The organism is Halomonas sp. ANAO-440, assembly GCF_019915905.1.
Lineage (GTDB): Bacteria > Pseudomonadota > Gammaproteobacteria > Pseudomonadales > Halomonadaceae > Halomonas > Halomonas chromatireducens.
This window is the reverse complement of sequence record NZ_JAHXBV010000002.1, coordinates 18549-31979: the sequence shown is the minus strand read 5'-3', so window position 1 is coordinate 31979 and position 13431 is coordinate 18549. Positions and strand designations below refer to the sequence as shown.

Here is a 13431-nt window from a genome sequence, read left to right as displayed (position 1 = left end):
AGCCGGCCAACACTGAAGGCTGGCCTCGCACCAGGGGGAATACAGCGTGGGGTAGCAAAAGGCTAGGCCATAATCGAGCCATGCGCCGGGACACCATCGCCCTGTTGCAGGGTCGCGCTGCACCAATGGAGCCGATGGGTATAGTTTTGGCATTACCACTATCCTGATAACTCTGATGCTTATAGGAAGACGCCGAGTCGCAGGAGACAAGATGAGATTTGCAATCATGGGTAGCGGTGGTGTGGGAGGATACTTCGGAGCCCGCCTGGCGGAAGCGGGCGAGGACGTGACCTTCATCGCCCGTGGCGAGCACCTGGCCGCCATCCGCCAGGATGGGCTGATCGTTACCAGTATCAAGGGGGACGTCTCGATCAAGCCTGCCCAGGCCACCGACGACCCGGCCAGCGTCGGCGTAGTGGACTGCGTGATCGTGGCAGTAAAGGCGTGGCAGGTGCGTGAGGCAGCGGAGGCGATCCGCCCGATGATCGGCCCGCACACCATCGTGCTGCCGCTGGAGAACGGCGTGGAAGCCGCCGACACCCTGATCGATGTGCTGGGTTCGGCGCCGGTGATCGACGGCCTGTGCGGCATCCTGGCCTGGCGCGAGGCCCCGGGGCATGTGCGCCACGCCGGGGTGGATCCCTTCGTGCGCTTCGGCGAGTGCGACAATCATGCCAGCGAACGAATCAGCCAGCTCAAGGCCGTCTTCGATGGGGCTCGGGGTGTCAGCGCAGAGATCCCCGATGACATCAAGGTCGCCCAGTGGAGCAAGTTTCTGTTCATCTGCGCCATGAGCGGCATCGGCAGCATCACCCGCGCGCCCATCGGGGTAACGCGCCAGTTGCCGGAGACACGGGCCATCATCGAGCGCATGCTCGAGGAGATCGATGCCGTCGCCCGCGCCCATGGGGTGGCCTTCCCCGAGGACGCTGCCGTCCGTGCCATGCATTTCATCGATGCCATGCCGGCGGAAAGCACCTCCTCCATGCAGCGCAATATCATGGCCGGTCAGCCCTCGGAGCTGGAATCGCAGAACGGTGCAGTGGTGCGTCTCGGCCGCGCCGTGGGCGTCGCCACACCGACCCATGAGCTGGTCCATGCTGCCCTGCTGCCCCAGGAGCAGGCCGCTCGCGACAAAGAGGCGAGCGACCGGTAGGCCGGTCCGCGATGGCAGCCTGCCCGACAAACGTTGCCCCAGTCACTGGAATGAGCACCACGGATGGCGGGATCGCGTGAATGCGGTAATCTAGGTGAAAGAGCAACTCACTCCCGGAGGCACCATGAACGACGTTCCCCACAACGCCCCCGGGCAACATTGGCAGGCCAGTGGCTATGCCCATCACGCCGACTTCGTTCCCGCCCTGGGCGAGGAAGTGGCTGCGCTGCTGGCGCCGAATGCCGGTGAGCGCATCCTCGACCTGGGCTGCGGCGACGGCAGGCTGACCGAGGTCCTGGCCAAGTCCGGTGCTACGGTCATCGGCGTGGATGCCTCCCCCGACATGGTCGAGGCCGCCAGGGCACGCGGCCTGGACGCGCGGGTGGTGGATGCCCACCACCTACCCTTCGATCATGAGTTCGATGCAGTATTCAGCAATGCCGCGCTGCATTGGATGCTCAATCATGAGGCCGTCATCGCCAGCGTGCATCGTGCACTCAAGCCCGGGGGACGCTTCGTCGCCGAATTCGGCGGTCACGGCAACGTCGCCGCCATCTGCACCGCCTTGCTGGCCGCGCTCCAGGCTCGCGGCATCAGCGGCAAGGCGCGTTTCCCCTGGTTCTTCCCTACCGTGGAGGAGTACAGCACCAGCCTGACGGCGGCCGGCTTCACCATTGATTCCATCGAACTGATTCCACGCCCCACCCCCCTGCCCACCGGAATGGCCGGCTGGCTGGCCACCTTCGCCAACCCCTTCCTGCATGGCCTAGAGGAAGAGGTGCGCGAAGCCATTCTCGACAACGCCGTCGACCTGCTGTCCCATAGCCTGAGCGACAGCCACGGTAACTGGACCGCCGACTATGTCCGCCTGCGTCTCAAGGCGTACCGCTGAGGGAACGAAAAAGCGCTCATAACCCCTGGGCGCCTCGACGCAGCCAGTCATGCATGAAAGCTAGCTTGCGGCGCGACACTTCGGAAAGCACGAAGGGATACAGGTCCAGCAACCCCATTGAGCGATTGATGTGATTGACCCCCATGACCAGATGAGTCGCAACATGGATCAAGCGCTCGGCATCCGCCTCCATGTAGGGATCCCACCCGTGATGCGGCAGGTCGGCAGAGGAAAGGCCTGCGGCAACGAAGCTGTCGGCGATATCCGTGAGATGCAGCAGATGGGCAGCGGTTTCTGCCCAGTCCTCATGGGGATGAGCGGAGGCATAGGTGCTGACAAAGCTCGAGCGCCAGCCCGCAGGCGGGCCTTGTCGGTAGTGCCGCTGCAGGGCCTCCGCGTAATCTTCTCGCTCGTCTCCAAACATCGCCCGGAAGGCGTCGAGAAAGTCGTCTCGCAGGCTGAGTCGCCACCAGAGCATATGCGAAACCTCGTGCCGCATATGGCCGATCATGGTCCGGTATGGCTCTTCAAGCGCCTCACGCCGGGCGGTTCGCAGCACAGGGTCCGCCTCCGCCACGCTGATGGTGACCACCCCCCCTACATGCCCCATGGCAACCGGCGTTGGCCCTTCGGCCAGCAGATGGAACACCGGGGGAGCCCCGGGATCTTCCGGCCGGAACCAGTTCCACCGGCCCAGGTTATCGATCACCCAGCGCTTGGCAGCCTCGGTTTTGGCCCAGTGGGGCATGGCATTGGGTATGGAAGGGTCCGGGGCAAGTGCCGTCATCGCACAAGAGCGACAGAACCCCCCCTGCTCGGGGGCAATCCAGTTGCATCCTATCACGTCGCGATTGGCGCAGAATGGGGGCATGGTAATGAAGGCCCTGGCCTGCGGGTCATAGGCAACAGGGGTACCCGTGGCTGTAGCGAGGTTGTCAAACCACAGAGACCCGCGACCGACCGGATTGGCATAGACACGCATAGGCAATGACTCCTGGACTCCGCCAGAGCGTGCGCAGGATAAGCGCGCTGTTCTCTGGCGCAGTACTCTGGATAAGGAGCGCGGCTGAATGCCGAACTCCACCTTTCAGCCTATCACTTAAGCAGCAAGTGCCCAGGCATCTCTTGTTACCCAAAGTAAGAAGCCGCAATCCCGATTGGCGGTACCAACTGGCCTGAGCTGCAGAAACGCTGTCACCTGGTTGGATTACCGCGAGCTATCGGAAAGCATGGCACCATACGTCAGCATGAATCATCACGCCGAACAGAAGGGGCCGAACTGGTAAAAGCGACGGCATCGCAGCTCGGCTTCGCAGGCGGGAAGCTGTGCCTGGTAGCGGGCGGCTCGTGAACTGACCTGATTGGCGGCTTGAAGAACCTGGGGCTTGTTCTGGTAAGTACCTCGGCGATAGCCACCTTGGCCTTCATGATAGGCGAGGTAAAGATGCTCTGGATTATGCAGCGATATACCGAGCTGGTCGTGGGTGCGCCGGTTGTACCAGCCAATGAAGTCAGTGGCATGCTTCATATTGCTGCGGCGTGCCAGCGTACTGCCGGCTTCCTCCCGGTACTCGCCCCAGACAGGATCCAGGGCCTGCGCATAGCCTCGGGCCGAAGAGGGTCGGCTGCCGGGAATGAAGCCCAGGATGCGATTCCTGGGCGGGCGAGCATGGCTCCGGAAGGACGATTCCTGCTGAATGAAGGCCATCTGGGTGGCGATGGGCGTCCCCCAACGCTCTTCCGCAGCACGTGCGTGATCGTACCACCTCGGATGCTCATCAAAGATCTGGCAGATATTGGTCTGATCCTGTGGTGGCGCAGGCGCCATCATGGCACAGCCCGAAGCCAGCAGGCCGATGGCCACTACGCCTAGTCGAGGCACTATACATAATCGAGGCATTAGCCATAGCCGAGACGCTAACCACCATGAGCCGGGTCGAAGCCGCCTCTGGCGGCTCCGGTTCCTGTCTATCTGAGCCACACAGCCCTGCTTCATCGCACACCCAACGGTCAGCTTCTTCAGCCAGGGAGCCTACTGCAGAGTCGGCAGGCCGGCAAACCCGGCAGACAAACAGGCAGCCGTGCCGGGGCTTGCCGGACGCTGTGCTACCGGACCGGCCTTAAAGGGGTCCAGTCCTTGCGGTTGGCCAGAAATTCAGGCCGTGGCCGGTTACCGCAGAAAGGGTTGAGCAAGCCGTTCTCGACGCTGTTGTAGACGAAGAACAGGTTGCTCCTGGGCCAGCAGGACATATTCATGTTGGAACCGTGCATGGTATTGCACTCGAACAGCACCAATGATCCCGGCCCCCCCTTGGGCGCCTCGATGTCCCCCTCCAGCATCAGCGTGCGCAGGCTGGCATTGTCCGGCACGCCCACGTCCTGACTCTTGAGGGACTCCTTGTAGTTGTCCTGAGGAGTCCGCCCCACACAGGGAATAAAATAATTGTGGGAACCAGGCACCAGCATCAGCGGGCCGTTGAACTCGCCGTTCTCGGTCAGGATGATCGAGCAACTCAAAGAGCGCATGCGGGGCATGCCGTCTTCGCTGTGCCAGGTCTCGAAATCGGAGTGCCAGTTGAAGCCCTTGCCCTTGAAGCCCGGTTTGTAGTTGATGCGTGACTGATGGATATAGACGTCGCTGCCCAGCAGCTGCTGGACCATCGCCAGCAGGCGCGGATCCCGGGTCAGGCGGCTGAAGCGTTCGGATATCTCATGGATACCGAAGATCGAGCGGATCTCATGGCGGCCGGGCTCGAGTACCGTACCCTCGGAAAGCTTGAGGTCTTCATCCTCCTCGTAATCGGACAACTCCTGAATAAAGGCATCCATCTCGTCCTTGTCGAAATAGTCCTCGAAGGAAAGAAAACCCTTTCGTTCGTACTCCCTCAATTGCTCCTCATTCAGCGGCCCGTCCCTGCGTTGCGCTCCCTCGCTGTGTACAACGGGGTCGAAACGCTCGAACATTCCCAGCTTACGCTCCAACCGAGTCGGAAATAGATCCTGAGCGTCATTCATTGCATGTTCCTCCTTGATCATCTTTCACCACCAATCTCCTGATTGGTAATCCCACCCTAGACAGTCAAGCAGAGCCATGCAAAGCGACTTTGTTTCACCACATTGCGACTGTAATGGCTTGGTGTATCTTCCCTTTCTTCCGTGGTGAACATGCGATGAAATCAATGCTTCGTCAATTTAACCTCTCGAGCTACCGGCCCAACTCGCGACGCTGGGCCGCGAGTGGGGAATTACCAGGCGCGCCCTGCCTCAGGCGCGCTGGTAGGTTCCGATCAGTCGGTTCATGCCCAGCAGATGGGGCTCGAGCTGATTGAGCAGCTCGGACAGGCCGAGGCCTTCCGGAAGATCGGTTGGCTTGTCCAGAGCCAGTACCCAGAAATAGTAGTGATGCTGACCATGCCCCTCCGGCGGCATGGGTCCGCCATAGCCCATCTTGCCGAAATCGTTCTTGCCCCGGGTGCCGTCACCGGTGTTCTCCGCCAGGGAGGTGGTCGACCCCGGCAGGTTGTAGAGCAGCCAATGAACGAACCCGTAGCCGCCGTTCTGCACCAGGGGCGCATCCGGGTCGTGGCATATGATGGCATACCCTTTCGTGCCGTCCGGGGCATCGCGCCAGCTCAGTGATGGCGAGACATCATCCCCCTCTCCGGTAAACTTTTCGGGTATGGCGCCATGGGCATTGAAGGCGGAACTTTCCAGCTGCATATTCGAAAGTGCAAAGGCCATTGCAGTTGTCCTCCTTGGTTCCAGTGATAGTTCCTACGCTTGTTCTTACGATAGTCTCAGCAATTTCTGCAATCGAAAGAGAAAGGGCGAGGTGCCGAAACAGCGTCGGAAAAAGGCATTAGACTGTCAATATGAAACAGCTTCTGATCGTGGCCCATGCGCCCTCCCCCAATACGCAGAGACTCCGCGACGCCGCCGAACGCGGGGCGCGACACCCAGAAATCGAGGCGCTAGAAGTCATCGTCAAGCCCCCGCTGGAAGCGGAGCCCGATGACGTGCGGGCCTGTGATGCCATCCTGCTCGGCACCACCGAAAACCTGGGCTACATGAGCGGTGCCCTTAAGGATTTCTTCGACCGCTGCTACTACCCGGTGCTGGAAGAGAAACAGGGGCTTCCCTGCGCCCTCTATATCCGCGCCGGCCACGACGGCACCGGCACACGCCGGGCGGTAGAGAGCATCGTTACCGGGCTGCGCTGGAAATGGGTACAGGAGCCGCTGGTATTGCGGGGCGAATGGCAGGATGGCTTCGTCGACCAGGTCGAGGAGCTAGGCCTCTATCTGGCCGCAGGGCTCGAAGCGGGGGTGCTATAGCCCATTGGCCTTGCGCCCACCTGCCGAAGCAATTGCGGGCATGCCCGGAAGGCATGCCCGCTGTTTCTGGCCTGGCGGTGGCTATTGCGTACCCAACGGTCGCCGGCTAAGCGCTCCCCGGGTTAGTGGCAGGAACCGCAGCAAACACCAGGCTCCCCGTGCTTCGCCTGCTTTTGTACCTCGGCGCTGGCACTCTCACCTGTCGTGGCGTCGGTGCCCGGCGCTGGTGACGCCTCAGGCTCAAACGTCTGAACGGCTGGCTTGTCTTCCGTCTTGTCTTGCTTGAAAAGGTTCTTGAGACGCCCCATGGGAGTCACCTCGCAGTGGATTCAATAAGGAGTATGCAAAATGCATCTTATTGTTCATCCACCAAGGCGTCAACGGCTCAAACGAAAACGGCCCCGCACCTATAAAGGTACGGGGCCCCAGTTCCTGCAAGAACGCTTACTTCAGTCGTTCAAATACCGTGGCAACGCCCTGCCCCATGCCAATACACATGGTGGCCAGTCCCAGCGTGGTATCGCGCTGCTGCATCACGTTGAGCAGCGTGGTGCTGATACGAGCACCGGAGCAGCCCAGCGGATGGCCCAGGGCAATGGCACCGCCATTGAGGTTGACCTTCTCGTCCATGGCGTCGAGGAAGCCGAGGTCCTTGAGCACCGGGATCCCCTGGGCGGCAAAGGCCTCGTTGAGCTCGACCGTCTGGATGTCCGCAGACGAGAGACCGGCTGCCTTCAGCGCCTGCTGAGAGGCCGGCACCGGGCCATAGCCCATGATCGAGGCGTCACAGCCGGCAACGCCGGTCGACAGCACCCTGGCGATCGGCTCGAGGCCCAGCGCCTGGGCGCGTTCGTAGCTCATCACCGCCATGCCCGCGGCACCCACGGAGAGCGCAGAGGAAGTGCCTGCGGTGACAGTGCCACCCCGCGGGTCGAAGACCGGCTTGAGCTCTGCCATCTTCTCCAGGCTGGCATCGCTGCGCACGACTTCATCATGCTTGAACAGAGTCCTGAAGCCACGCTGATCGTGGCCTTCGACGCCGATGATCTCGTTGTCGAAATAGCCCTTCTCGTTGGCCGCCAGGGCGCGCTGGTGCGAACGCACGCCGAACTTGTCCTGCTCCTCGCGGGTGACACCGTGCATCTTGCCCAGCAGCTCGGCGGTAAGGCCCATCATCATGGCCGCCTTGGCGGCATACTTGCTGGCCGCCGGGTTGACGTCCACACCGTGGGCCATGGGCACGTGCTCCATGTGCTCGACGCCGCCGATGATGTAGAAATCACCCATGCCGGCCTTGATGTTGGCAGCGGCGATATGCAGCGCGGTCATGGACGAGCCACACAGGCGATTGACGGTCTGGGCCGGCACGCTGCGGGGAATGCCGGTCATGATCGCCGCGTTACGGGCAATGTTCATGGCCTGTTCGAGGGTCTGGTTGACGCAGCCCCAGATCACGTCATCGACTTCGGACGGATCAAGGTTGGGGTTGCGATCGAACAGCGCCTGCATCACCGCGGCGGAGAGGTTCTCGGCACGCACGTTGCGGAAAGCCCCGTTCTTGGCCTTCGCCATGGCAGTGCGGACGCAGTCGACCACCACGATGTCTCTCGGATTCAAACTCATATCAACTCACCTCCTGATCGTGGTGGATTCAGCTCTGGGCCTGGGTGGTATAGAAGCGTTCGCCGGCTTCGGCCATCTTGCGCAGCTTGTCGGTGGGCGCGTAGAGCGGCCCCAGCTCGTCGGCCAGGCCATCGGCCAGCTTGACGAACTCACCGATTCCCATGGCGTCGATGTAGCGCAGCGCACCGCCGCGGAACGGCGGGAAGCCGATGCCGTAGATCAACGCCATGTCCGCTTCGGCCGGTGTCTCGACGATGCCATCCTCCAGGCAGCGCACGGTCTCCAGGCACAGCGGCACCATCATGCGAGCGATGATGTCCTCGTCGGAGAACTCCTGCTCCGACTTGACCACCTGCTTGACCAGCTCATAGGCCTTGTCGTCGCTGACTTTCTTCGGCTTGCCCTTCTTGTCTTCCTCGTAGGCGTAGAAGCCCTTGTCGTTCTTCTGGCCCAGGCGCTCATTCTCATACATCACCTGGATGGCGCTCTTGCTTCCGTCACCGCCCATCTGGCCCATGCGTTCGGGGAAACCCTCGGCCATCACTTCACCAGCATGAACAGCGGTATCCATGCCAACCACGTCGAGCAGGTAGGCGGGACCCATGGGCCAGCCGAACTTCTCCATGATCTTGTCGACGCGCTGGAAGTCGGCGCCCTGCTCCACCAGCAGACTGAAGCCGCCGAAATAGGGGAACAGCACCCGGTTGACCAGGAACCCGGGGCAATCGTTGACCACGATGGGGGTCTTGCCCATGGCGCGGGCATAGGCCACGGTGGCCGCCACGGCGGCGTCACCGGTCTTCTCGCCACGGATGACCTCGACCAGCGGCATGCGGTGCACCGGATTGAAGAAGTGCATGCCGCAGAAGTTCTCGGGCCGCTTGAGGTTTTCGGCCAGGCGGGTGATGGAAATGGTGGAGGTATTGGAGGTGAGGATGGTCTCCTCGCCGACCAGGCCTTCCACTTCGGTCAGCACCGCGTCCTTGACCTTGGGGTTCTCGACTACGGCTTCGACTACCAGGTCAACGTGGCCAAAGTCGCCGTAGGAGAGGGTCGGCCGGATCAGGGTCAGCTTCTCGGCCATCTGCTCGGTGGTCAACTTCTTCCGTTCCACCTGCTTGGCGAACAGCTTGCGAGACTCCTTGAGACCTAGTTCGACAGCCTCTTCCTTGATGTCCTTCATCAGGATCGGCGTGCCCTTGGAGGCGCTCTGGTAGGCGATGCCGCCGCCCATGATGCCCGCACCCAACACGGCGGTCTGCTTGACCGGCCGGGCCTGTTTCTCGTACTTGCTGGCCTTCTTCTTGACCACCTGATCGTTGAGGAACAGCCCCACGAGGTTGAAGGCAACATCGCTCAGCGCCAGCTTGGCGAAGGCCTTGGCCTCGATGGCCTGGGCCCGCCCGCGCTCTTCGCCGGCGCCCTTCTGGATCACCTTGATCGCTTCTACCGGTGCCGGGTAGTGCGGCCCCGCCTTGCCCTTGACGTAGCCCTTGGCGGTCTCGAAGGCCATCATCTGTTCGATGGGATTGAGCTTGAGCGGCCCTGTCTTCTCGTCGCGGCGCGCCTGGTAGTCCAATTCGCCGCTGTAGGCACGCGCCAGAATATCCAGCGCGGCGTCTTCGAGGGATTCATTCGGCACCACCGCATCGACGGCACCCATCTTGAGCGCGGCATCGGCACGGTTCTCGGTACCACCGGCGATCCATTCGATGGCGTTGTCGGCCCCGATCATCCGAGGCAGGCGCACGCAGCCACCCCAGCCCGGCAGGATGCCCAGCTTGGTCTCGGGCAGGCCGATCTTGGCCTTCTCGCCCATGACACGGAAATCGGTGGTCAGCGTGACTTCACAGCCGCCGCCCAGCGCCAGGCCGTTGATGGCGGTAACCGTGGGGAACGGCAGGTCCTCGATGGCGTTGAAGATGTCGTGAACCTTGAGGTTCATCTCGACCAGATACTCCTCGCCCTTATCGAACAGGCCATGGAATTCGGTGATATCGGCACCCACGATGAAGACATCCTTGGCGCTGCCGATAACCAGCCCCTTGAGGCCGCTCTCGCTCTGGATCGCCTTGACGGCATCGCCCAGCTCGGTCACGACCGCGCTGGACAGCTTGTTGATGGACTCACCCTTCAGGTCGAAGGTGAGCATGGCGATGTCGTCGCCCCCGGTCTTGGTACCGCGTGCCACCGAGATGGCATTGCCTTGATAAATCATCCACGAATCTCCACACAGAGGTTGGCGTTGGAGGAGTGCCCAATTTCATACGGCCGTTTGATTCCTCGAAGCTTGGTGCACTACGGCCAGTACGTCAAGCCCCGGGTGCATCACCAATGGTCTAGCAGCCAGCACTTCGAATCACCGGCGATACAGGATGGCTGTTAGGATAGTCGCAATGTCCCGCCAAGGTGTCGTCCATGAATCTGCCCGATACGGCACCCTCCACGCCTCCGCCCGGCACATCGCCACGGATGCGGCGTTTCCATGATCGGGTCGAACGGCTGGTCGAGCTTGTCCATCCCTGGCGCAGGCTGTGGCCACCCCTCGCCTTTGCCGCCGGAGTCGGCAGCTTCTTTTTGGTGGATCGCCAGCAGTGGTTAGGGGCCGTACTGGCATTGAGCATGCTGCTGGCCTGGGTCCTGCTGCTCTCCGAGAGCCTGATTGCGCGCCTGCTGGCCCGCCGTGGCCACCCCAGCCTGCCCAAGGGCATCACCACCTTCATCGCCCAGATGGTGCATCAGGAGACGCTGTTCTTCTGCCTCCCCTTCGTGCTTGCCACGACTGTCTGGGCCAGCGGCCAGGGCCTGTTCGCCCTGCTGGTGCTTGGCATGGCTTTTTTCTCCATTCTCGACCCGCTCTACTACAAGCTGGCCGAGCGTGCCCGCTGGCTCTATTTCGCCTTCCATGCCCAGTGCGTATTCCTGGTTGTACTGGTGATCATGCCGCTGATGCTTCAATTGACGACAGGCCAGAGCCTGAGGCTCGCCCTGGCGTGCATGCTGATAGTCAGCGTGCCCAGCCTGCTGCAGCTCTTGCGACCGATGACCCTCCAGCGCTGGGCCATCGCATTGGCCATGCTGCCGCTCTTGACACTGCTGGCATGGACCGGACGCGCCTGGGTTCCGCCTGCCAACCTCTGGATATCGGCCAGCGCCCTGTCACCGGCCTTCGATGTCGCACAGCGAAGTCCTCAAGGCAGCGCCCTGCTGACGCCCGACACCCTCCGCAGCCAGGGACTCTATGCCTACACGGCCATTCGCGCCCCTCGGGGCCTGCGGGAAGAGGTCTTGCACGAGTGGCGGCATGAAGGCGAGCTGGTCGACCGCATTCCGCTGACCATCAACGGGGGGCGCCAGGAGGGCTACCGGGCATGGACCCACAAGATGAACTTTCCCGAGGACCCCACCGGAAAGTGGCGCATCGATGTGATGACGGACAGCGGGCAGCGCATCGGGGTGCTGCGCTTTCAGGTAGCGCAGGATGCATCGGAGGCCACCCTGGCCGATGGGCGGGCCTCGCCGCCGCCGGGGCTGCCTGGACTCGACCTGCGGCGTCTGGTTCCGGGAAATCGCCACAGCCAGAGCGAACGACCCGCTGAGCGGAATACACCAGTTGAATCCGCCCCTCATCCCCGGGAAGGTAACGAATCCGACGCGGGTGACACGGAGACACTGGAGGCAGAGACAGACTTCTAGCGCCTGCTTGATAGTCACTGTCTCCTGTCGCCTGTCGCTTGGAGTTGCATTACACGCTGCGGGTCCGGACAATTCGGCAAATTCAACGCAATTGCGGAGTCCCATGCACCAGAACATCGGTTTCCGGCTCTCCCGCCTGCCCCGGCTGTGGCGGGCCATCATCGACGAGCGACTGGCGCCCCTGGGCCTGACTCAGACGCGCTGGATCACCCTCTACCATCTCTGGCGTCTCGGCGATGGGCAGCCCCAGTGCGACCTGGCCCGCGCCATCGGCGTGGAAGCGCCTTCGCTGGTACGTACCCTCGACCAGCTCTCGGAACAGGGACTGATCGAGCGGCGGCCCTGCGAACAGGACCGCCGCACCAAACGGGTCTTCCTTACCTCAGAGGCAACCCCACTGCTGGAGCAGATCGACGAGGTAGTGACCCAGGCGCGTCGCGAGATGCTGACAGGCCTCAGTGATGATGACGTCAAGCAACTGGATGCCCTGCTGGCCCATATCGAAAACAACGGCCTGGCAATCCAGGCCCGCGAAAGCGGCGTCTGACCCACCCGCTAAAGGTCAGGCTTTGGAGGGATAGCGCCTTCTCTCTCGCCGAAGGCACGGGTGGCCGGCGGCCGGTCGGCATGGCCGGCCAGGGCATCGCGCAGGCGGCGAAAGTCGGCCACGTAGGTTAGAAAACGCTCGGCGCCCTGGGACTCCCACCACCAGAGCGTGATGCCATGCTCGCTGGACTCGACCACCAGGGCATCCTGGGGCAAACGCATGAGCAGAGCCTCGAGCGGCTCCCGGGCATCGTCCGGCAGGGCGCGGAGAGGCTCGATACGCCAGCGCCAGCCTGCCAGAAAGGGCTTTAGTGCGTTGCTGGCGTCACTGTCACGCACCAGCAGGAACCGGGGACCGGGTGACTCGACCGGATAGGACCAGCGATAGCCAGGCATGGCCGTACCGATGCCATGCAGCGGCGGTGTCTCCAGCTTCACCTTGACCCCGGCTTTCGCTGCGGCATTGCGCAGTGGTGCAATACGGCGCTGCCTCGGGCTGGGCTTGAGCCACATCACTGGTGCGACCATCAACAGCAGCACCCCGATTATCATTGCCCAAACCATCGGCTTCTCCTGAATGAATCTTGACGCAAGTCGTTGTCTTGGCTCGGCAGTCGTCCTAGAGTGTTGGCATGACACCAATGACCATGCCGTTTCGCAGGAGCCTGCCATGAGCAATGAATACCGCCACATCCTGGTCGCCGTCGACCTGACCAAGGATTCCCACAAGGTCCTCGAGCGTGCCATGCAGATCGCCGAACGCAACCAGGCGAAGCTTTCCATCATGCATACCCTGGAACCGCTGGGCTTCGCCTACGGTGGCGATATCCCCATGGACCTCACCAGCATCCAGGATCAGCTCGACGAGCACGCCAAGCAGCGCCTGGCCGAGATTGCCGACCCTCACGTCGCCAAGGAAAATCAGCACGTGGTGGTGGGAATGCCGGATACAGAGATCCACCGCTTCGCGGATGAACATACCGTCGACCTGATCGTGGTGGGCTCCCATGGCCGACATGGCTTCGCCCTGCTGCTGGGATCCACCTCTACCGGGGTGCTGCACGGCGCCCAGTGTGACGTTCTTGCCGTGCGTGTCGGCAAGAAGGGGGAAAAGAGCGCCGAATAACCTAACTCCTGCTCCCGCCCAACAACCTTTTTCGGCTTGTGGAAACGCAGGCGTCGCG

Annotated in this window: 14 protein-coding genes; 6 read left to right on the top strand and 8 right to left on the bottom strand. The window is 62.2% G+C overall.

Translation table 11 applies throughout. From position 1 onward, the window contains the following. The first annotated feature begins 211 nt into the window (after positions 1-211). Positions 212-1156, top strand: coding sequence for a 2-dehydropantoate 2-reductase (locus tag KZO25_RS01130; protein WP_083517613.1), 945 nt, complete (start codon positions 212-214; stop codon positions 1154-1156). Positions 1157-1280: 124 nt separating this feature from the next. Continuing rightward, positions 1281-2048, top strand: a complete 768-nt coding sequence (locus KZO25_RS01125; RefSeq protein ID WP_223135569.1) for a class I SAM-dependent methyltransferase — start codon at positions 1281-1283, stop codon at positions 2046-2048. Between the two features lie 16 nt (positions 2049-2064). On the opposite strand, the gene KZO25_RS01120 is transcribed toward KZO25_RS01125, so the two are convergent. The 4 genes from KZO25_RS01120 to KZO25_RS01105 form a co-directional block, all read right to left on the bottom strand. Continuing rightward, complete coding sequence (locus KZO25_RS01120) at positions 2065-3030, bottom strand: putative zinc-binding metallopeptidase (protein WP_066451254.1); 966 nt, start codon at positions 3028-3030, stop codon at positions 2065-2067. Between the two features lie 273 nt (positions 3031-3303). After that, on the bottom strand, positions 3304-3948 hold the full coding sequence (locus KZO25_RS01115) for a lysozyme-like domain containing protein (protein ID WP_066451253.1): 645 nt from the start codon (positions 3946-3948) through the stop codon (positions 3304-3306). A gap of 206 nt (positions 3949-4154) precedes the next feature. Continuing rightward, positions 4155-5063, bottom strand: coding sequence for an ectoine hydroxylase (gene thpD / locus KZO25_RS01110; protein ID WP_223135568.1), 909 nt, complete (start codon positions 5061-5063; stop codon positions 4155-4157). Between the two features lie 249 nt (positions 5064-5312). Beyond that, complete coding sequence (locus tag KZO25_RS01105) at positions 5313-5789, bottom strand: YbhB/YbcL family Raf kinase inhibitor-like protein (RefSeq protein WP_066451251.1); 477 nt, start codon at positions 5787-5789, stop codon at positions 5313-5315. Positions 5790-5920: 131 nt separating this feature from the next. Between KZO25_RS01105 and KZO25_RS01100 the strand changes: the two genes are divergently transcribed. After that, a complete protein-coding gene (locus tag KZO25_RS01100; RefSeq protein WP_066451249.1) occupies positions 5921-6382 on the top strand; it encodes a flavodoxin family protein in 462 nt (153 codons plus the stop codon). A gap of 122 nt (positions 6383-6504) precedes the next feature. On the opposite strand, the gene KZO25_RS20195 is transcribed toward KZO25_RS01100, so the two are convergent. The 3 genes from KZO25_RS20195 to fadB form a co-directional block, all read right to left on the bottom strand. After that, the gene (locus KZO25_RS20195; protein ID WP_066451246.1) at positions 6505-6690 is read right to left on the bottom strand and encodes a CCGSCS motif protein; all 186 of its coding nucleotides are present in this window, start codon (positions 6688-6690) and stop codon (positions 6505-6507) included. A gap of 136 nt (positions 6691-6826) precedes the next feature. Next, on the bottom strand, positions 6827-8005 hold the full coding sequence (gene fadA, locus KZO25_RS01090; protein ID WP_066451243.1) for an acetyl-CoA C-acyltransferase FadA: 1179 nt from the start codon (positions 8003-8005) through the stop codon (positions 6827-6829). A 28-nt stretch (positions 8006-8033) separates the two neighbouring features. Next, positions 8034-10223 (bottom strand): fatty acid oxidation complex subunit alpha FadB, encoded by a 2190-nt coding sequence (gene fadB, locus KZO25_RS01085; RefSeq protein ID WP_223135567.1) that lies wholly within the window; start codon positions 10221-10223, stop codon positions 8034-8036. 200 nt (positions 10224-10423) lie between these two features. Between fadB and KZO25_RS01080 the strand changes: the two genes are divergently transcribed. Continuing rightward, positions 10424-11701 (top strand): DUF5924 family protein, encoded by a 1278-nt coding sequence (locus KZO25_RS01080; RefSeq protein ID WP_410505365.1) that lies wholly within the window; start codon positions 10424-10426, stop codon positions 11699-11701. 103 nt (positions 11702-11804) lie between these two features. Continuing rightward, positions 11805-12248: a transcriptional regulator SlyA gene (slyA, locus tag KZO25_RS01075; RefSeq protein WP_066451238.1), complete on the top strand. Its 444-nt coding sequence runs from the start codon at positions 11805-11807 to the stop codon at positions 12246-12248. Positions 12249-12256: 8 nt separating this feature from the next. On the opposite strand, the gene KZO25_RS01070 is transcribed toward slyA, so the two are convergent. Then, positions 12257-12811, bottom strand: a complete 555-nt coding sequence (locus KZO25_RS01070) for a preprotein translocase subunit YajC (protein WP_223135566.1) — start codon at positions 12809-12811, stop codon at positions 12257-12259. Between the two features lie 106 nt (positions 12812-12917). On the opposite strand from KZO25_RS01070, the gene KZO25_RS01065 reads away from it, so the two are divergent. After that, positions 12918-13373, top strand: coding sequence for a universal stress protein (locus KZO25_RS01065; RefSeq protein ID WP_066451234.1), 456 nt, complete (start codon positions 12918-12920; stop codon positions 13371-13373). Positions 13374-13431 lie beyond the last annotated feature (58 nt).